A 19,649-nucleotide genomic window follows, 5' to 3' on the forward strand; every position below is an offset into this window, starting at 1 on the left:
CCGAATTGAAGGACTTTCATGATCGAGATTAAACATCTGCGGACGCTACAGGCGTTACGAAATTGCGGCTCTTTAGCCGCTGCGGCTGCCGCGTTGCATCAAACCCAATCGGCCCTCTCCCATCAATTCAGCGATCTGGAGCAGCGCCTGGGTTTCCGCCTGTTTGTCCGTAAAAGTCAGCCACTGCGGTTTACACCTCAGGGCGAGGTGCTGTTGCAACTGGCTGAACAAGTGTTGCCGCAGATTAGCCGTGCGCTGCAGGCTTGCAACGAACCGCACCAGACCCAGCTTCGCATCGCCATCGAATGCCATAGCTGTATTCAGTGGCTGACGCCCGCGCTGGAAAACTTCCACAAAACCTGGCCGCAGGTGGATCTGGATTTCAAATCTGGCGTGACGTTCGACCCGCAGCCTGCACTGCAACAGAGTGAGCTGGATATCGTATTAACGTCCGACATCCTGCCGCGCAGCGGTCTGCATTATTCGCCAATGTTTGATTATGAAGTGCGCCTTGTGCTGGCAACGGATCACCCGCTGGCAAGCAAAACGCGTATTGAACCGGAAGATTTGAGCAGCGAAACGTTGTTGATTTACCCGGTGCAGCGCCAACGACTCGATATCTGGCGCCATTTCCTGCAACCCGCAGGCGTCAGCCCATCGCTGAAAAGTGTCGATAACACGCTGCTGCTGATTCAGATGGTGTCAGCCCGCATGGGAATTGCTGCGCTGCCACATTGGGTAGTGGAAAATGTTGAGCGCCAGGGTCTGGTCGTAACCAAAACCCTGGGCGAAGGACTGTGGAGCCGGTTGTACGCCGCCGTGCGCGATGGCGAACAGCGCCAACCGGTGACGGAAGCGTTTATTCGCTCGACGCGTTCACACGCTTGCGAGCATCTGCCGTTTGTGAAGAACGCGGAGCGACCCAATGGCGATGCACCCATAGCGAGGCCATTATCACCGTCCCACCAATAATAAAACTCGGCCAGTGCGGCTGTTCTTGCCAGATGGCAAGGTTAACCAGCAGCCCCGCCGGAACATGCACGTTGTTCATGATACCAAGCGTGCCCGCATCAACCTGCGTGGCGCCATAGTTCCACATAAAGTAGCCCAGCCCGGAAGCCACCACACCAAGCCACACCAGAATGCCCCATTGCAGATGCGTGGTCGGCAGTTTGTGCGGATTCCCCAGCGCAAACCAGGCTGTTACAGCCACGACTGCCGCCCCGAGGTAGAACCACGAAAATGCGCAACGTTGCGGCATCGGACGCGTTTCCATCAACCGTTTGTAGCCCACCATACCGATGGCGAAGCAGATGTTTGCCGCCTGGACCAGCATCAGACCAATCCAGAAGTGATCGCTCACTTTGTCGTAGCGAATAATCGCCGCACCAACCACGGCAAGCCCGGCACTCAATGCGTAGCCCCAACGTAGCTTGTTGCCGCTGATCAAGTCATAAATCAACGTAACGTAAAGCGGCGTCATTACCGTAAACAGCAGGAATTCTGAAACGGTGAGGTAGAGATACGCCTGGAAGCTAAACAGGTACATCACGCCGAGTTGCAGTGCGCCCACCAGCATATACAGCAGCAATGTTTTCGCGCTGTAGCCTTTAAAGCGCAGGAAAGGCAGGAACACTATCGCCGCCAGCCCGACGCGCATCAGCACTGAAAAGTAGCTGTCGACGTGCCCGGCAAGGTATTCGCCAATCAGGCTAAAAGAGAAGGCCCACAGAATAGTGGTGATGATCAGTAACGGCACGATGAAGTCTCTACTACGGGAGATTAATGCTTCATTGTAGCGAAGGGAATGTGCAGAAGTTGAACTATTTGGTTGACGAGTGGTGATTAGTTCACCACTCGTTTATCACGAATCAGTCTTTGCCGAGGAACATTTTGCGCAGGTAATGCGGAACCGCGTTATCACCGTTGGTGCCGATGACTTCAAGCTCTGGCAGTAAGTCTTTCAGGCGCTGGTGAGCGTTGCCCATGATGCAGCCTTTACCCGCCATGCTAAGCATTTCCGCGTCATTCATGCCGTCACCAAAGGAAATGCAGTCTTTCAGGCCGTAGCCCATCGCTTTGGATACCGCTTCCAGCGCGTGACCTTTCGATACGCCGCCCGCCATCACTTCCAGGCAAGTCAGCGTGGAGAAACTCACATTCACGCGGTCGCCCCAGCGAGCGAGCAACGCTTGCTCAAGCGGCAGGAGTTTTTCATGTGAATCACAGGTGAAGAACACTTTGCTGACGCCATCGGCTTCCAGCAAGCCTGGTTCAAACAGGGTGTAATTGAACACCGCTTCTTTGAAATATTTCATCTCTTCCGGGCGGTGACGGTTCATAAACCACTGGTCGCCACGGTAGACGTTGGTCACGATATCTTGATTGGTTTGCACCACACCAAACAGATCCTGAGCGATGTCATGGTCAAGATCGTGGCTGAACACCAGGTTACCGTCAGTATCATGCACACGCGCACCGTTTGAGGTGATCATGTAGGCTTTGATTTCGAGGTTATCGCGGATTTGCCCCACGTCGATATGGTGGCGACCCGTTGCAAAGACGAAATGAACACCTTCAGCGGTGAGCAATTTCAGCGTTTCTTTAGCATACGGGGAGAGAGTGTGATCAGGGGACAGCAACGTGCCATCTAAGTCAGACGCAACGACATGGTACATAGGATTTGGAACCTCTGGTGTTAAATTCAGATTAATTATGCCTGTCAAAAAAGGCGATGACGGCATTCAGCGCTTCGGTCCGCATATCGTCCTTTTCGAACAGGATCTCATGATACGCACCGTTTATGACGTAAGGTGTTTCCCCCTCACAAGGGTGGCCCGCCGCGGCGCGAATCTCACAGAATTGGTCATGCGCTCGGTTATCTACGACGCGCTCCTCTTCTGCCTGCAGGATAAAAATCGGCGTGGTGATAGCAGTGGCTCCTGCTAAAACCTGTTCTCCTGCGAGTATCCCTTCTCTTACCCAGTGATTCGTTGGCCCACCCAACCGCAATGCTGGCTCATCAGCATAAAAACGCAGGTTGCGGCGGTAACGTTCACGACTATGGGTCAGGACATTAACGCTAAATGGTAATGCACGCCAGCGGCCTGTTCCGATTGCATAACCCTCACGAATACGCTGATGGCCTTCCGCCCAATCAAGAATATGGCGCACCATCCAGTCAGGCCAGCGCAAGGCAATACCAAACATCGGCGCACACAGTGCAACTGCATCAAAGCATTGTGAGTTTTTCTCAAGCCACAGCGTAATTATCGCGCCACCCATGGAATGCGCTAACGCGTAGCGTTTTCTCCAGGGGCCGTTGGCGACTTCGTGCTGATAAAAGCGGTCAAAGTCGTCGACATAGTCGCTAAATTTCGCCACATGGCCGCGATGTGAGTCCGAAAGCATGCGCCCGGAACGCCCTTGCCCACGGTGGTCGATGATTAAAATATCGAACCCACAATGGAAAAGGTCATAAGCCAGTTCGGCATATTTGACGTAACTTTCGATCCGGCCAGGGCAAACGACAATGACCCTATCGTGATCCTGCGCGCGAAAGCGTACATAGCGTACCGGCACTTCGTCGACGCCTGAAAATTCACACTCTTCGCGCTGCCGCCAGAAGTCCATCAGAGGACCGGTGGTGAAAGCCGCAAAGGCGTTTTCCCTGTTTGACCATCCATTTTTATGCTGAGTCATATCGCTTTTTTGTGATTCGTAGCACGCTCATCAACAATAGCGTATTGTGGCATAAAAGTGTTCGATCAGGGAATTTCACATGAGTGTTGAGTGGTGGTTAACCTATCTCGTGACCACAATAATTCTGAGTCTGTCACCCGGTTCCGGGGCAATTAATACCATGACCACCGCCATTAGCCACGGCTATCGGGGAGCTGCCGCGTCGATTGCCGGGCTGCAAACGGGGCTTGCGATTCATATCGTGCTGGTTGGGATTGGCCTGGGTGCGCTGTTCTCACACTCATTGCTGGCTTTTGAAATTTTGAAATGGGCGGGTGCCGCTTATCTTGTCTGGCTTGGTATTCAGCAATGGCGTGCCGCGGGTGCGCTGGACTTGAATACTCTGGCAACCACCCAACCACGCAGCCGCCTGTTTAAGCGCGCGATTTTTGTGAACCTGACGAACCCAAAAAGCATCGTCTTTCTGGCTGCACTTTTCCCGCAGTTTATCTCACCGCACCAGCCACAGGCGTTGCAGTATTTAGTGCTCGGTGTGACGACTGTAGTGGTGGATATTATTGTGATGATTGGCTATGCGGGGCTTGCAACACGTATTGCAGGCTGGATTAAAGGACCAAAGCAGATGAAAGCGTTGAACCGCGTATTTGGTTCGCTGTTTATGTTGGTTGGCGCACTCCTTGCGGGAGCACGCCAGTAATACCCGTCATACTTCAAGTTGCAGGGGTGTTGGCTGCACTCACAAACCCCAGTCACTTACTCAAGTAAGCTCCTGGGGATTTGCTCCCTTGCCGCCTACCTGCAACTCGAATTATTTTGGGTTTATAAGGAAGGATTATCGGGAGATGATCAGGTGGATGCCGAATCCGGCAAACAAAACACCGGCAACACCATCAATCCATTTCGCAAGGCGCTGGTAACCCCGGCGCATTTGCGGCAATGCGAACAGGCTGGCAACCACGGTAAACCAGACGAAGGTTTCCAGAGCAATCATGACGAATAATCCCCAACGCTCGGCGCTGCCAACATCATTACTGACAAACAGTGAAAACACGCTGCCGAAATAAATGATAGCTTTTGGATTCGAGAGATTGGTCAACAGGCCCTTCAGGAAGCTGCGTCCACTGCGAGCCAGCTCAACACTGACCTCTTCAGTCGGCTTAACCGTTTCTTTTTTCAATGCGCTGCGCAGCATCTGATAACCCATCCAGCACAGATACAAGCCACCGCCGACCATAATAATGCTGTGTAGCCACGCCATTTTTTCGAGGATCAGGTTAAGGCCGAGCAGCGCCACGCCAGACCAGACCATCACGCCGCCGGTAATACCCAGCACGCCCATCATGGCTTCTTTTCGGGAACGGCTAACGGCTGTCTGCGAGACAAAAAAGAAATCCGGACCAGGCGTAACCAGAGCGACAATATGCAGAACCGCCACGGTCATAAATAGCATCAACATAGGAATTAACTCGCTAGATTATTAGTTGGGGAATAACTATACGAGTTGCAGCAAAGACTGGCTACTACTCATCTTCGCCATCGACATGGCTGCGAATAAGTGCCATAAACTCGCGCCCAAAGCGCTCCAGTTTACGCGTACCCACACCGTTAACGCCTAGCATTTCACTCGGCGTAATCGGCATTTGTTCGGCCATTTCGATAAGCGTCGCGTCGTTAAACACCACATACGGCGGGATATTCTCTTCGTCGGCAATGGCTTTACGCAGCTTGCGCAATTTGGCGAACAACTTGCGATCGTAGTTTCCGCCAAACACTTTCGGGCTGGATTTCGATTTGATTGCCACAATACGTGGCACGGCGAGCATTAAGGGTTCTTCGCCACGTAAATACGGGCGAGCCGCGGCGGTGAGCTGCAATGCGGAATGTTGGGCGATGTTTTGCGTCACCACACCGAGGTGAATCAACTGGCGGATAACGCTGACCCAATGCTCGTGGGTCTGGTCGCGGCCAATGCCATAAACCGGTAATTTGTCGTGCTGTAATTCGCGGATACGCTGGTTATTGGCACCGCGCAGCACTTCCACGACATAGCCCATACCAAAGCGTTGGTTGACGCGATAAATACAGGACAGCGCTTTTTGCGCATCCACCAGCCCGTCGTAGCGGCGCGGTGGATCGAGACAAACATCGCAGTTGCCACAAGATTGCTGGCGACCTTCACCGAAGTAATTCAGCAACACCAGGCGGCGACAGGTCTGCGCTTCGGCAAACGCGCCCATTGCGTTGAGTTTATGGCGCTCAATATCCTGTAATTGCCCGACCGGTTTTTCTTCGAGGCATTTACGCAACCACGCCATATCGGCCGGATCGTAAAATAGCATTGCTTCCGCAGGTAGGCCGTCACGCCCGGCACGGCCAGTTTCCTGGTAATAGGATTCGATATTGCGCGGGATGTCGAAGTGCGCGACAAAACGCACGTTGGGTTTATTGATGCCCATACCGAATGCTACGGTCGCCACGACGATTTGCAGGTCATCACGCTGGAATTTTTCCTGCACGTCACCGCGAACCTGGTGCTCAAGCCCCGCGTGATAAGCGCCCGCGCTGATACCTTTACTTTGCAGACGAGCAGCCGTGTCTTCAACTTTCGCGCGGCTGTTACAGTAAATAATGCCGGATTTGCCGCGTTGCTCTTGCACGTAGCGCATCAGCTGATCGAGAGGTTTAAACTTCTCCATCAGCATGTAGCGGATATTCGGGCGGTCAAAACTGCTGATTTGAATCAGCGGGTCGTGCAGACCAAGCAGACGAACAATGTCTGCACGCGTGGTGTCGTCTGCTGTCGCCGTCAAAGCGATGAACGGCACCGTCGGCAGGCGTTGGCGCAGTTGGCCTAATGCGGCATATTCCGGGCGGAAATCGTGGCCCCACTGAGAAATACAGTGCGCCTCGTCAACCGCGATCATCGACAAATGCCACTGGCTGATTTGGTCGATGAAGTTATCCATCATCAGCCGCTCAGGCGCGATGTATAACAGGCGAATCTGCCCGGTACGGCAGCCCGCCATCACTTCTTGTTGCTGTTCGCGATTTTGGGTGGAGTTAAGGCTCGCGGCGGCAACGCCGTTTGCCAGCAACTGATCGACCTGGTCTTTCATCAGGGAAATCAGCGGGGAAACCACGACGGTCAGCCCACCAAACACCAGCGCCGGGATTTGATAGCACAGTGATTTGCCACCGCCTGTCGGCATGACAACCAGGCAATCGCGCCCTTCCAGCACCGTTTCGATGATGGTTTCCTGACCTGGGCGGAACTGTTGATAGCCAAAGGTATCTTGCAAAACCTGTCTGGCCAGCACTGCCTGATTAATTACTTCCGCCTGTGTCACGCTTTCCCCACCACAAAAACCGCCAATTTCTTAGAACAGATCGTTAAGCATAACGCCGACACCGAAGCGTGTCTGGTTAAAGTTGTAATCAATTAATGACTCACCGTAACCGCTGTAAAGCTGGGTATAAAGGCGCACGTGCTTAGTGACCGGATAACTAAAGCCTAATTCGCCGCCGCCATAGCCGGTATTCCAGTTGTACTGCCCTTTCATACTCAGAATCGCATCGCCAAACTGGTAGCCAACACGCAGCTGATAGTAGCCCAGGTATTTGGTGATATCCGGGTTATCGTCGGTATCACCGATGACATACCACGGCTTCACTTCAACCATCCAGTTACCGTGCTCAGCCATCAGACGCGTGTATAAACGGTTCCAGCTGCGAGACGTTGGGTCTGAACGACCATTGGAATCGTGGTTATAACCCATCTCAACGTCGCGTAATGTCCAGCCAGCAAACGATTCATCGGTAGCAAAGCCCAGAAACACTTGTGGCTCGTAGTTTGTTTCACGGAAAGGTGAAGATTCGCCACTGTTAGACAGCTGCCACCAGGATTTCTGAGTGTATGAAGCACCCAGCACTGAGTTTGGCCCCAGAATGCCGCGCCAGATAGGGAACGCGAGGCTAAGCTGGAATTTTACTTCGTCTTTGCGGGCATTATCAGACCAGTTATAACTGCGAATCGCCTCTTTATTCAGATCATCAGTCACCGTATAGATCAGATAGTTAGTTTCATACGGGTAAAGTGTGAACGGATTGTCATGTTCCAGAAGCATGTTGGCGATGATACTGCCGCGCACCGCGGGTTTATCATGGACTTGCTTTATGGTCGCTTCCGCTGCGTTAGCCATAGAAGGAAGCAGGCACGCCGCCATCAGCCATCCCAGATACTTGCGCATCAATGGTGTTCTCCTGAAAGAAAAGGTTTCAAATTATTATCAGGGACACATTCTACATAGTTCTTAATCTGGACGCTCGGTCTACAGTTCTTAAAGTAGCAATCAACGATTGCGAAGCATAAAATACACAATTAATTAACATTACACCCAAGCTACTTCAAGATTCAGGTAGGCGGCAATCGAATGAATCCCGATGAGCTTACTCAAGTAAGTGATTCGGGTGAATGAGAGCAGCCAACAACCCTGCATCTTGAAGGGCGAAGGGTATGTGATTTTGTATTGATCGAGGAACGATCCATGTCTACCCCATTTTTGACCCCGGAAGCCGCTTTACAACTGGTCGGTGAAATTTTTGTCTACCACATGCCATTTAACCGTGCGCTTGGGCTGGAGCTCATCCGTTACGAGAAAGATTACGCCGAGCTTTGTTTTAATAACCAGCCGATGATGGTGGGAAACTGGGCGCAGAGTATTTTGCATGGCGGTGTCATCGCCTCATCGCTGGATGTTGCGGCAGGCCTGGTTTGTGTGGGCAGTACACTCACCCGCCACGATAGTATTAGCGAAGAAGAACTGCGCCAACGTCTCTCGAAAATGGGAACTATCGATTTACGCGTCGATTACCTGCGCCCAGGGCGTGGCCAACGTTTCACTGCCAGCAGCACTCTTCTGCGTGCAGGCCGCAAAGTAGCTGTAGCACGCGTGGAATTACACAACGAAGATCAATTGCATATCGCCAGTGCGACCGCCACCTACATGGTGGGGTGAGAAGATAAATCCTGTTACTATTTGCACACTATTCATCAACGAGTTCTTTTCATGGATGCGAAACAAACCCGTCAGGGCGTATTACTAGCACTGGCGGCGTACTTTATGTGGGGCATCGCGCCTGCTTACTTCAAATTAATCCACTATGTTCCGGCTGATGAAATCCTGACGCACCGCGTGATTTGGTCGTTCTTCTTTATGTTGGTGTTAATTAGCCTTAGTCGCCAGTGGCCTCAGGTGAAGAAATCCTGTCAAAACCGCAAAAAGGTATTCGCCATGGCGCTCTCCGCAGTGCTCATCGGCGGTAACTGGCTGCTCTTCATTTGGGCAGTGAATAATAATCACATGCTGGAGGCAAGCCTGGGTTATTTCATCAACCCGCTGGTTAACGTGCTTTTGGGGATGATTTTCCTCGGTGAGCGCTTTCGCAGAATGCAGTGGGTAGCCGTGGGCCTCGCCGCTTGTGGTGTTCTGATTCAGCTTTGGACATTCGGTTCGCTGCCAATCATCGCTCTTGGCCTCGCATTTAGCTTCGCGTTTTACGGACTGGTGCGTAAGAAAATCGCCGTTGATGCACAAACCGGCATGCTGGTTGAAACGCTTTGGCTATTGCCGATTGCGGCTATCTATTTGTTTGGCATCGCAGACAGTTCGACCAGCCATATGGGGCAAAACTCGATGTCGCTGAACTTACTGCTGATTGCCGCGGGCGTGGTAACAACGATTCCATTGCTGTGCTTCACCGCTGCAGCAACGCGCTTACGCCTCTCGACACTGGGTTTCTTCCAGTACATTGGCCCGACGTTGATGTTCCTGCTAGCAGTGACGTTCTACGGTGAAGTGATCGGTAAAGATAAGTTGCTGACGTTTGGCTTTATCTGGGCAGCACTAGCGTTGTTTATTCTTGATGCGGTTTATACGCAGCGGAACTCACGGATTGCGGCGCGCGCGGTCGCGCAGAAGTAAAAAGGGAGCCAATCGGCTCCCTTCTCATTTTCATCTTACAACCAGTTTTTGCGCTTGAAGTAGAGATACGGCGCCAGGCCCGCGAGGATCATGACGATAATCGCTGCCGGGTAACCGAAGCTCAGTTTCAACTCGGGCATAAACTCAAAGTTCATCCCGTAGCTCGATGCCACAAGTGTTGGCGGCAGGAACACCACCGATACCACCGAGAAGATCTTGATGATGCGGTTCTGCTCGATGTTGATAAAGCCCATCGCCGCTTGCATCAGGAAGTTGACCTTCTGGAACAACGATTCGTTGTGCGGCAACAGGGATTCGATATCGCGCAGGATCTCACGCGCCTGCTCAAGCTGACCGCTTGGCAAACGCGCTTTACGCACCAGGAAGTTCAGAGCGCGTTGGGTATCCATCAAACACAAACGGACTTTCCAGCCGATATCTTCCAGCTCAGCGAGTGTTGAAAGTGCGGCGTCATATTCATCGCCCTGATGACCTTCCATAATGACGCGGCTGAGTTTTTCGAGATCGCTATAGATGTTTTCGATTTCATCTGCCAGCTGCTCGATTTTAGTTTCAAACAGGTCGAGCAGTAATTCGTACGCATTACCGTCCACCATATTCTGGCTACGAGCGCGCATACGATAAAGGCGAAATGCAGGTAATTCACGTTCGCGCAGCGTAAACAGGCGGCCTTCACGAATGGTAAATGCCACGGTGCTGTTGCCTGCGTGATCGTCAGCATCTTCGTAAAAGAAGAATGAGTGGATGTGCAAACCGTCTTCGTCTTCAAAGAAACGCGCGGATGCTTCGATGTCTTCCAGTTCCGGGCGGGTTGCCAGGCTTTGACCAAGTTCCGTTTGCACGCGCTGACGCTCGCTCTCTTCAGGCTCGACCAAATCAACCCAAACAGAATTGCTCAGGTTATCGGTCTCATCTAATTCAAGACGGGACAGACGATTGTTTTCCAGTTGAAATGCGCTCAGCATGACCGGTACTCCCAATGCAAAAAATATCAGGGACAGTTCGGTTGGCACACAGACAGAAACTAACTAGGTTTCAGACCATTAAAAAGTCTGACTCATTGCGACGGGATATACGAGATATGAGGTCGCCGACAACCACTAAGGCTATCAGCATTCGAGGATAGCCTTAGAAGTTGTACCTGGATGACAGGTTATTGAGCCAGTATTTACTGGGTGTGTCCAAGGCGAGTGTCCTCTTAGCGTAATCGTGCGCGCATGTTACGCCACCATAAATATGGCGTCAACACGCAACGGGAAACCATGGACTAATAAACCAGGGTGGTATTTATAAGGTAGCAAAAGCGTGAAAAACGATGAGTTGTTTCGCTAACTTACACCGATTCCAGGCGTGCGTAAGCCGCAACTAGCCACTTAATTCCCTGCCCCGGAAATGCCACCTGAACCCGGCTATGTTCACCACTTCCTTCCAGATTAACGACCGTACCTTCGCCAAATTTTTCATGGCGCACTCGCTGCCCGAGTTTAAAGCCTGAATCATTCTCAGAAATTGGCGTGCCCATGCGTTGGTGGCTGACCGGACGGCTGATGCTGGCGCGCAGACGAACCTCTTCCACACAGTTCTCAGGCAGTTCGCCAATGAAGCGCGATGGACGGTGGTAAACCTCTTTGCCATACAGACGGCGGGTTTCAGCGTAAGTTAGCGTCAGTTTTTGCATCGCACGTGTTACGCCAACGTATGCCAGGCGGCGTTCTTCTTCCAGGCGGCCACCTTCATCGAGCGACATCTGGCTTGGGAACATGCCCTCTTCCATGCCGACGATAAACACCTGCGGGAACTCCAGACCTTTCGCCGAGTGCAGCGTCATCAATTGCACCGCATCTTGCCAGGTATCGGCCTGCCCTTCACCGGCTTCAAGTGCTGCATGAGACAAGAATGCTTGCAGCGGCATCAGGTCTTCGTCTTCATCCTGATAGCTGAACTGGCGCGTTGCCGTGACCAGTTCTTCTAAGTTTTCAATACGCGTCTGGCCCTTCTCGCCCTTTTCCTGCTCGTACATCATCATCAGACCTGAATCTTTGATAACCCGGTCAGTTTGTACGTGCAGCGGCATGTCGATGGTTTCATGTGCCAGCGCGTCGATAAGTTCCATAAAGCGTTGCAGCGCAGAAGCTGCGCGGCCTGCTAACGCTTTTTCCTGAAGCAACAAGCGGCAGGCTTGCCACATTGTCAGTTGCTGGTCACGCGATGTCTGGCGCACCACATCTAATGTGCGATCGCCGATACCCCGCGTTGGTGTGTTAACCACGCGCTCAAATGCCGCGTCGTCATTACGGTTGGCAATCAGACGCAGATAGGAGAGCGCATCTTTGATTTCCTGGCGTTCGAAGAAGCGCATGCCGCCGTAAATGCGGTATGGCATACCAACCTGCAATAAGGCCTCTTCCAGCACGCGTGATTGGGCGTTGCTGCGATAGAGAATCGCGCATTGCTCAAGCGCACCGCCATTTTCCTGCCAGGTTTTGATGCGGTTTACCACGAAACGCGCTTCGTCTAATTCGTTAAAGGCGCAATACAGTGAAATAGGTTCACCATCGCTGCCGTCGGTCCATAACTCTTTACCCAAACGGCCGGAGTTGTTGGCAATCAGGGCGTTGGCGGCATTCAGAATGTTGTTGGTCGAACGATAGTTTTGTTCAAGACGAATGGTTTGTGCGCCTGGGAAATCGGTCAGGAAGCGTTGGATGTTCTCAACTTGCGCACCGCGCCAGCCGTAGATTGACTGGTCATCATCACCAACAATCATCACTTTACCGGTATCGCCCGCCAGCATACGAATCCACGCGTACTGGATGCTGTTGGTATCCTGGAATTCGTCCACCAGAATGTTGGTAAAGCGTTCACGATAGTGATTAAGGATGTGCGGTTTGTTCAGCCACAACTCATGGGCTCGCAGCAGCAATTCGGCAAAATCCAGCAGCCCGGCGCGATCGCAGGCTTCCTGATACGCCTGATACACTTTCTGCCAGGTTTGCTCGACCGGGTTGCCATAGCTTTCAATGTGATGCGGGCGTAAACCTTCATCTTTCTTGCCGTTGATAAACCACATAGCCTGGCGAGCAGGCCACTGTTTATCGTCGAGATTCATGGCTTTAATCAGACGTTTTAACAAGCGCAGCTGATCTTCGCTGTCCAGTATCTGGAAATCCTGTGGCAGGTTGGCGTCCATGTGATGTGCACGCAGCAAGCGGTGCGCGAGACCATGGAAAGTACCTACCCACATCCCACCCTGGCTGGTTCCCATCAACTGACTGATACGGTGGCGCATTTCAGCCGCTGCTTTGTTGGTAAACGTCACTGCCATAATGGAGTACGGCGAGCAGTTTTCTACGCTAATCAACCACGCAATACGATGCACCAATACACGCGTCTTACCGCTTCCTGCACCAGCCAGCACCAGCATATTGCTACGCGTGGCCGCGACGGCTTCGCGCTGTTTATCGTTGAGGCTGTCGAGCAGGTAAGAAACGTCCATTGGCACCGCCGTTGAGGAGATAAATATACTGGAATTTTATACAGAGTTCTGACGATTATATCAGCGCGGTGAGGGATGCCAACTGCGAAATTTCCAGATGGGGTAATAAACGGCTGTCATCAATTTGCATCAGGTCGCCATCACGCAGGTTTATCCAGCACGCCTGCATTCCGCTGCGAATAGCTCCGGCAACGTCAGTGGTCAGATCATCGCCTACATGCAGAATCTGGCTGAGTGGCACATCCAGCTTTTCGGCAGCCAGCAGATACATGTCGTTGAATGGCTTGGAACGCCCATGAGGACCGGCACGCAGCACAAATTTAAAGTACTGATCGAGGCCGAAAAGATGTGGCTCGGCGTTGCCGTTAGTAATCGCCACCAGCGGCCATTTTTCGGCGAGTTTCGCTAATGTGTCGTGCGTTTCTTGCGGCACGTCGATTTGGCTGCGCCAGTGGGCAAAATTTGCCATCGAAGCCTCCGCGCCAGCGGCAGCTTCTTGCACTGACAAGCCCACATCTAACATGGCTTGTTCAACGGCACGACGACGCCATTCGGTGACATCGTGGTAAATATCGGGTTCTGCGAGGCGCAACGCATGGCGAATGCGCAAAAAATCGGGGCGTTGCAGGCGGTTGAGTTTCGGATGGTAATTCTGCACAAAACTCATTGATTCGCGTTCGGTGCGCGTAATCACTTCGCGGTTGTCGTACAGGGTGTCGTCAAGATCGAAAGTGAGCGCGGCAATAGTCCCTAATGGGCGATAAAAATGCATTACGATTTCCCTCGTTTAGCGCGTGGATGCGCAGCATCATACACTGAGGCTAAGTGTTGGAAGTCGAGATGGGTATAGATTTGCGTCGTCGAAAGGTTGGCGTGGCCGAGTAATTCCTGCACACCGCGCAAATCCCCGCTGGACTCCAGCATATGCGTGGCAAATGAATGACGCAGTTTATGAGGGTGCACATGGCTGTTCAGCCCCTGTTTTATCCCCCACTCGCCAAAACGCTTTTGAACGTTACGCGTCGAGATACGCTTCCCCTGTTTTGAGAGAAACAGGGCGTCGTCGTCCGGGCCAAAAAGCTCGCGCAAGTCCAGCCAATGCTCAACCCAGAGGACTGCAGATTTCCCCACCGGCACGCGGCGTTCTTTGCTACCTTTACCCATCACCCAGACTTCACCGGTCGTCAGGTCGATGTGGCGACAATCCATATTAACCAGTTCGGAAAGACGCAGCCCCGCACCGTACATGACTTCCAGCATCGCGCGATCACGCACGGCGAGTGGATCATTGATATCGATATCCAACAGGCGATTAACGTCATCAACGTCGATATTTTTCGGCAGGTGGCGACCAGCTTTTGGGGTGGTGATACCTTTTGCGGGATTCGCTTTGAGCTCGCCCTGGCTGACACACCAGTCGAAGAAACTACGGAGCGCGGAAAGACGTAATGCCAGGCTTGATGGCCCAAGACCCGCCTTGCGGCTGCGAACCGTGATTGAACGAACTGATGCAGCGTCACACTGCTGCCAGGTCGCCATTTTCATCTCGCCCGCCAGGTCGATTATTGCGCTCAACTGACGGCCATAATTGAGTAACGTCAGCGGGCTTAACTGGCGCTCAACTTTCAGGTAGCGCAGGAAGCCATCTACCGAAGATTGCAGCGGGGAGGTCGTCATACGCGTTCGACCCAACGCTCCAGAAGATCGGGCAGCATCAGCGCCAGCTCGTGCAGTAATTGCGTGCCTTGCCCTTCCTGGTAATGTTGCGGGTCGCGGCTACTGAATACCAGCACACCTAAATCGGCATCATTTCCCATCAAAGAAACGGCTACTGAACCAATCGCTTTAGCTTGCGGTAAAACGACAAGCAATTCAGGCCCGTTGAGCGGCCCCAAATAATGTTGCCTGTCACCCAGACGTTGAATGCGCAACGGCTCGAAAGCCTGTCGATTCAATGCCAGATGGGTAAAATCTGAAGGTGCGCCAATACGCCAGCGATCGGCAAAAAGACGCACATTCGCGCCCGCAAGGCCCATTTCACGCGCCCAACGATGCAGGCGGTTTAGCATTTCCTGCAAACTGGTGGCTGAAGCCAGGCGGCCTTGCAGCTTCAATAATCGATAGAACAGCCCTTCGTTGGCACTCGCCTGCTCCATCAGCAGAGACATGTTTTCTTCAAGAAAATTGATGTGGTTACGGCTACGCGCCATATGCCATTCAACCAACGACACCGTACCGCGCACCGGGTGTGGCACCTGCATCTGTTCTACATGCTGGGCATTTCTAATAAAGAAATCGGGGTGGCGTAGCAGATACTCCGCCACCATACGGTCATCCAGTTCCAGTACGGCTTCTTGCTGTTCCTCGGCGTTCTTCATAGATGTATAAATCCATCATAGACATGGGCCGCCGGGCCGGTCATAAACAACGGCGTTCCCGGCCCTTTCCAGGCGATATCAAGGCGGCCACCCGGTAGCTCAACGCGAACCTGCTCCGCCAGTATTCCCTGCAAGATGCCTACGGCAACTGCGCCACAAGCGCCACTGCCACAAGCTTGAGTTTCTCCGGCCCCACGCTCAAAAACGCGCAGACGGATGTGTTCTTTGGTCATGACCTGCATAAAGCCGATATTCGCGCGCTCAGGGAAACGCTCATGGTTTTCCATGACTGGACCCAGCGTTTCCACAGCGGCCGTAGTCACGTCATCAACCTGAATCACGCAATGCGGGTTACCCATCGATACGACGCCACACATAATGGTTTGTTCAGCGGCACGCATAATATAGGTCTTTTCCGCTTTGTTTGCGCGGAACGGCACGGCAGATGGCTCGAAATTCGGCTCACCCATATTCACGCACACCAGCTCATCTTCCGTTACGCTGAGCACCATGCGGCCATTGGCTGTGCTGACGCGGATATCACGTTTGTTGGTCAGTCCCTTCAGGCGCACAAAACGAGCAAAACAGCGTGCGCCGTTGCCACATTGTGAAACTTCGCTGCCATCAGCATTGAAAATACGGTAATGGAAGTCGAGGTCAGGATCGTATGGTGGTTCAACCACCAGCAATTGATCAAAACCCACACCCAGATGCCTGTCGGCCAGGCGGCGGATAAGTTCAGGTGAGAAATAAACGTTTTGAGTCACCGCGTCGACGACCATAAAGTCATTGCCAAGGCCATGCATCTTCGAAAACTGCATCTTCTGCTCCATATACGCGGCTACTTATTAATAATTTGCTAGTAGACAACCTGAGTCGGTGCGTTATCAGTACCACGATTATTACGATCAGGCGTGGTTGATTGCGGCTGTGGCTTAGGAGTGACCTGAGATGTAGGCTTGGTTTTACCGTCAGCAGGAGGGAAATACAGAGGCCCTTTAAGGCCGCAACCAGAAAGGCTAAAAAGTGCCAGCATGAGAGCTAATGGGCAGAAAATTTTCTTCATTATTGAGATGCCTGTAATCCAATATTCTGCCTTCTATCATCGCAGGTGATCCCCGAAAAGCAATACTCTTTTCTATCCACGACTATTGGTATACTGCTCTTAAGACGAACAATTAGGAAAAAGACATGAACGACAGTGAATTTCATCGCTTAGCTGACGGCCTGTGGTCAACAATCGAAGAACGCCTGGATGACTGGGATGGTGATAGCGATATTGACTGCGAAATTAATGGTGGTGTACTGACCCTTAGTTTTGAGAACCGCAGCAAGATTATTATCAATCGCCAGGAGCCTCTCCATCAGGTATGGCTGGCCACCAAAAGTGGCGGTTACCATTTTAACCTGAAAGACGACAAGTGGGTTTGCGACCGCAGCGGCGCAGAGTTCTGGGCATTACTGGAAGAAGCTTGCACACAGCAAGCTGGTGAACCGGTTAGCTTTAGCTAGCTGTTGCTGTACTGCTGAAGTAGCGGCGCATTGCTATCATCATGATTAGTCGGCGTCGCTGCTGTAATAGTCTGGGTGCGGAACGGAATTACCTGTGAGCGCCCATCCACTTTCACAATTTGGTAGAACTGCGGCAAGTTGAAGTTAATGAAGCTTGAGCCGTAGGTGAAACGGTCGTGCGACGACGAGTAGAAACGGCTGACATCACGCACTAAATCTTCTTTGCTGCCTTCACAGTGGTGGTACACCTCTGCGCGGTTGGTCTCATCAAGAATATAGATATTGAAACCGTGGTCTTCACTCGCTTCTTCAAAGAAGAACTGAATGATCCCTTCACTGGCAAAACCATCTACCACCGGCGGCAACTGAACCTGCTGGTTAGTTTCAACCTGCACCGACAAACCATGCAGTTTGTTATGCGAAATCGCCCCGTAGAACTCGACCGCATTTTCCAGTTTTTGCACTGAAACGCTCAGGCGTTCGAAGAACAGCCCCCACGTCTGACCAGAAATACGCAGCGCTTTAAAGCGACCAGGTTCCTGGCGCGTGCTCGACAAGCGGAAGTCGATACATTCAGAAACCAGTTGCTGAACGCGTGTACGGATAAGACCACGCAGATGCTGACTGTAACAGAACACTTCAACGCTATCAGGCGGTGCAGCATCCTGGTGCATTTTGCCCAGAATGGTTTTCAGCGCCTCAATCATCGATTGTTCGCCGTTGAAATGCAGGGTACGCACTTCATTCCAGGAGTTGCGATAAAGCAGATCAACGCTTCCCACCAGACACTGCTGTTGCTGCCCGAAACTGAATACATCCAGCTTACGGAAATCGAAATGAACGACCTGATTGCGGAATGCAGCAGTCGGGTCATATTCAAGGTTAACGATGATAGCCAGATGGCGAATTTCACATGGGCTATACAACGCTTTCGCGGTTGGCGCAGGCAAACGCAGCGGGAAGTGGTGCGAAACGTCAGCCACCATCTCCTGCAATTTTGGCAAATCACAAATCCCGTTGCCCTTAATAAACAGGCGGGTGCGCGAGGTCAGCAGGCCGTTGAAGTAGGCCCATGCCACCAGCTTATTAAGATAACGGTTATATTCCAGCGGTTGATGGCTGACAATAGATTCCATGTTTGGCGCACGGTTGTAGAGATACCAGCCTGAACGGTTGGCACGGCCCGGCGGCACATGAATGAAGGTCAGATTGGGTTCTGATAAATCAGGGGAAATCTGCGGATTAACCAGCGTGACTTTGCCCGGCAACGCTTCAAATGCGGCATACAATTTACGGGTCAACACACCGATATCTTGCGGGCTTGCACTGACGCTCAAGTTGTTACGGCGGGCGAAGCGAATCAGGTTGCGATAGCTTTGCATCATCGCATCAAGCAGTTCGTTGTGCGCATCGCGAACCTGGTCGATTTTCCAGTTAGCGCGGTTATCAAGCATCGCCAGACGTGGCTCGTCCCAACCCCAGTCTTTGACCAGTTGGCTTAAGACTTCACGACGCCAGCCTACACAGGCACGCTCACGAGAAAGTTTTTCGCACACTTTCAGATAGAAGCAGCGGCGTACTAAATCCAGACGCGCAGTGTCTTCGATCTGCGTGAGGTAGTGAGTCACACGCTCCAGCATCATGCAGTACGGATCAAGCCCAAAGGAGACTATCTCGCCATCATGCAGGCGCTGCTTAATGTCTTTTGCTAGCAAGCGAGTATTCGGATATTCCCAAGAATAGGCTTCCAACAGCAGCGTTTTGAGCACCGCCTTATAAGGCGAATCAATACTCTTATAGAGTTGCCACAGGCTGGCGCCAAAATACTCTTCTGCCGATAAGGTGCTTAGACCACCGAGATCCAACCATTCGTTTGGCGTGAGCACACCCTGCGAGTAGAGGCTCATTACGTAATCGTCGTAATGATCTTCTTCGTCGCCCGGAACCATACTCCACAGAATACGTTTACCGGCCAGGCGCACTGCGGTGCGGTAGAATTCGTCGAGCAACAAGATGTGTTGTGTTGAACCACAGTCTTCGCCGCCCAGACTGCCACTTTCGTTGTGACGGAAGCGGTTTTCGTCAATCAGGAAGAAGCTGACTTCAACACCTAAAGAGGCGGCCCAGCTTTCCAGCACGCTACATTTACGTTGCAGCAACTGGCGCTCGTCATTATCGAGCCATGACTGGTGACAAACCCAAATATCCAGGTCGGATGAACAACTCTGCCCAACGGACGATGTGCTGCCCATGGTATAGAGGCCCGTGATAGGCAATTCACCGGATTCTGTTGTCTGCGGCGGCATGCCGCGCATCAATTCGAGTTCGTTGAGATAGTGGCGTTGGGTTTCATCAGGCGTGTAGATGCAAATGCCATGTGGGACGTTACCCTCAAGGTAACCTGGCATCAGCGGGTGATGATAATGTAACAATGTTGGCAGAAGACTGTAGACCTGTTGAAAAGCAGGGCCCATTGCCGCAAGTGCGCGATCTACACGCAGTTGGTTGATGGCATCCAGTCTCTGTTTAAGAGTCTCAATATAGAGGTACAAGACATAT

General features: G+C 52.2%; 19 protein-coding genes. 5 read left to right on the forward strand and 14 right to left on the reverse strand.

The genetic code is table 11. The features are described 5' to 3' along the window. Nucleotides 1–18: 18 nt before the first annotated feature. Nucleotides 19–972: an HTH-type transcriptional regulator MetR gene (gene metR / locus EDF88_RS23665; protein ID WP_134187754.1), complete on the forward strand. Its 954-nt coding sequence runs from the start codon at nucleotides 19–21 to the stop codon at nucleotides 970–972. On the opposite strand, the gene EDF88_RS23670 is transcribed toward metR, so the two are convergent. The 3 genes from EDF88_RS23670 to pldB all read right to left on the reverse strand — a co-directional run bounded on the left by EDF88_RS23670 (nucleotide 860) and on the right by pldB (nucleotide 3,702). Continuing rightward, nucleotides 860–1,759, reverse strand: a complete 900-nt coding sequence (locus EDF88_RS23670) for a carboxylate/amino acid/amine transporter (RefSeq protein ID WP_134187756.1) — start codon at nucleotides 1,757–1,759, stop codon at nucleotides 860–862. The two genes, metR and EDF88_RS23670, sit on opposite strands and share 113 nt — an antisense overlap. A gap of 112 nt (nucleotides 1,760–1,871) precedes the next feature. Then, nucleotides 1,872–2,678: a sugar/pyridoxal phosphate phosphatase YigL gene (gene yigL, locus EDF88_RS23675; RefSeq protein ID WP_134187758.1), complete on the reverse strand. Its 807-nt coding sequence runs from the start codon at nucleotides 2,676–2,678 to the stop codon at nucleotides 1,872–1,874. A 31-nt stretch (nucleotides 2,679–2,709) separates the two neighbouring features. Beyond that, nucleotides 2,710–3,702, reverse strand: coding sequence for a lysophospholipase L2 (gene pldB / locus EDF88_RS23680; protein ID WP_064561634.1), 993 nt, complete (start codon nucleotides 3,700–3,702; stop codon nucleotides 2,710–2,712). Between the two features lie 79 nt (nucleotides 3,703–3,781). Between pldB and rhtB the strand changes: the two genes are divergently transcribed. Then, nucleotides 3,782–4,399 (forward strand): homoserine/homoserine lactone efflux protein, encoded by a 618-nt coding sequence (gene rhtB / locus EDF88_RS23685; protein WP_064515213.1) that lies wholly within the window; start codon nucleotides 3,782–3,784, stop codon nucleotides 4,397–4,399. A gap of 135 nt (nucleotides 4,400–4,534) precedes the next feature. Here the strand turns inward: rhtB and rhtC are convergent, their stop codons facing one another. The 3 genes from rhtC to pldA all read right to left on the reverse strand — a co-directional run bounded on the left by rhtC (nucleotide 4,535) and on the right by pldA (nucleotide 7,949). Next, a complete protein-coding gene (gene rhtC / locus EDF88_RS23690) occupies nucleotides 4,535–5,158 on the reverse strand; it encodes a threonine export protein RhtC (protein ID WP_064515211.1) in 624 nt (207 codons plus the stop codon). A 64-nt stretch (nucleotides 5,159–5,222) separates the two neighbouring features. Then, a complete protein-coding gene (recQ, locus tag EDF88_RS23695; protein WP_134187760.1) occupies nucleotides 5,223–7,049 on the reverse strand; it encodes an ATP-dependent DNA helicase RecQ in 1,827 nt (608 codons plus the stop codon). Nucleotides 7,050–7,079: 30 nt separating this feature from the next. Continuing rightward, nucleotides 7,080–7,949 (reverse strand): phospholipase A, encoded by an 870-nt coding sequence (gene pldA, locus EDF88_RS23700; protein WP_134187762.1) that lies wholly within the window; start codon nucleotides 7,947–7,949, stop codon nucleotides 7,080–7,082. Nucleotides 7,950–8,246: 297 nt separating this feature from the next. Here pldA and EDF88_RS23705 point away from each other — a divergent pair, with 297 nt between their 5' ends. Then, complete coding sequence (locus EDF88_RS23705; RefSeq protein WP_064515204.1) at nucleotides 8,247–8,717, forward strand: thioesterase family protein; 471 nt, start codon at nucleotides 8,247–8,249, stop codon at nucleotides 8,715–8,717. A gap of 51 nt (nucleotides 8,718–8,768) precedes the next feature. Continuing rightward, the gene (gene rarD / locus EDF88_RS23710; protein ID WP_134187764.1) at nucleotides 8,769–9,683 is read left to right on the forward strand and encodes an EamA family transporter RarD; all 915 of its coding nucleotides are present in this window, start codon (nucleotides 8,769–8,771) and stop codon (nucleotides 9,681–9,683) included. A 35-nt stretch (nucleotides 9,684–9,718) separates the two neighbouring features. Here the strand turns inward: rarD and corA are convergent, their stop codons facing one another. The 7 genes from corA to EDF88_RS23745 form a co-directional block, all read right to left on the reverse strand. Beyond that, nucleotides 9,719–10,669 (reverse strand): magnesium/cobalt transporter CorA, encoded by a 951-nt coding sequence (gene corA / locus EDF88_RS23715; RefSeq protein ID WP_034461684.1) that lies wholly within the window; start codon nucleotides 10,667–10,669, stop codon nucleotides 9,719–9,721. Nucleotides 10,670–11,037: 368 nt separating this feature from the next. Further along, nucleotides 11,038–13,200, reverse strand: a complete 2,163-nt coding sequence (gene uvrD, locus EDF88_RS23720; RefSeq protein ID WP_064515200.1) for a DNA helicase II — start codon at nucleotides 13,198–13,200, stop codon at nucleotides 11,038–11,040. 55 nt (nucleotides 13,201–13,255) lie between these two features. Then, nucleotides 13,256–13,972 carry a 5-amino-6-(5-phospho-D-ribitylamino)uracil phosphatase YigB gene (yigB, locus tag EDF88_RS23725; RefSeq protein WP_134187766.1) on the reverse strand — a complete coding sequence of 239 codons (717 nt, stop codon included), beginning with the start codon at nucleotides 13,970–13,972 and terminating at the stop codon, nucleotides 13,256–13,258. Further along, nucleotides 13,972–14,877 carry a tyrosine recombinase XerC gene (xerC, locus tag EDF88_RS23730; RefSeq protein WP_134187768.1) on the reverse strand — a complete coding sequence of 302 codons (906 nt, stop codon included), beginning with the start codon at nucleotides 14,875–14,877 and terminating at the stop codon, nucleotides 13,972–13,974. Before xerC ends, yigB begins: the two co-directional genes overlap by 1 nt. Further along, on the reverse strand, nucleotides 14,874–15,578 hold the full coding sequence (locus tag EDF88_RS23735; protein ID WP_134187770.1) for a DUF484 domain-containing protein: 705 nt from the start codon (nucleotides 15,576–15,578) through the stop codon (nucleotides 14,874–14,876). The genes xerC and EDF88_RS23735 overlap by 4 nt, the downstream gene beginning before the upstream one ends. Further along, nucleotides 15,575–16,399, reverse strand: coding sequence for a diaminopimelate epimerase (dapF, locus tag EDF88_RS23740; RefSeq protein WP_134187772.1), 825 nt, complete (start codon nucleotides 16,397–16,399; stop codon nucleotides 15,575–15,577). The genes EDF88_RS23735 and dapF overlap by 4 nt, the downstream gene beginning before the upstream one ends. A 38-nt stretch (nucleotides 16,400–16,437) precedes the next feature. Then, nucleotides 16,438–16,644 carry a lipoprotein gene (locus tag EDF88_RS23745; RefSeq protein ID WP_064515191.1) on the reverse strand — a complete coding sequence of 69 codons (207 nt, stop codon included), beginning with the start codon at nucleotides 16,642–16,644 and terminating at the stop codon, nucleotides 16,438–16,440. A gap of 125 nt (nucleotides 16,645–16,769) precedes the next feature. On the opposite strand from EDF88_RS23745, the gene cyaY reads away from it, so the two are divergent. Then, a complete protein-coding gene (gene cyaY / locus EDF88_RS23750) occupies nucleotides 16,770–17,090 on the forward strand; it encodes an iron donor protein CyaY (RefSeq protein WP_064515189.1) in 321 nt (106 codons plus the stop codon). On the opposite strand, the gene cyaA is transcribed toward cyaY, so the two are convergent. Next, the gene (cyaA, locus tag EDF88_RS23755; RefSeq protein ID WP_134187775.1) at nucleotides 17,087–19,642 is read right to left on the reverse strand and encodes a class I adenylate cyclase; all 2,556 of its coding nucleotides are present in this window, start codon (nucleotides 19,640–19,642) and stop codon (nucleotides 17,087–17,089) included. The two genes, cyaY and cyaA, sit on opposite strands and share 4 nt — an antisense overlap. Between the last annotated feature and the right edge of the window lie 7 nt (nucleotides 19,643–19,649).

The organism is Buttiauxella sp. BIGb0552, assembly GCF_004366275.1.
Lineage (GTDB): Bacteria > Pseudomonadota > Gammaproteobacteria > Enterobacterales > Enterobacteriaceae > Buttiauxella > Buttiauxella gaviniae.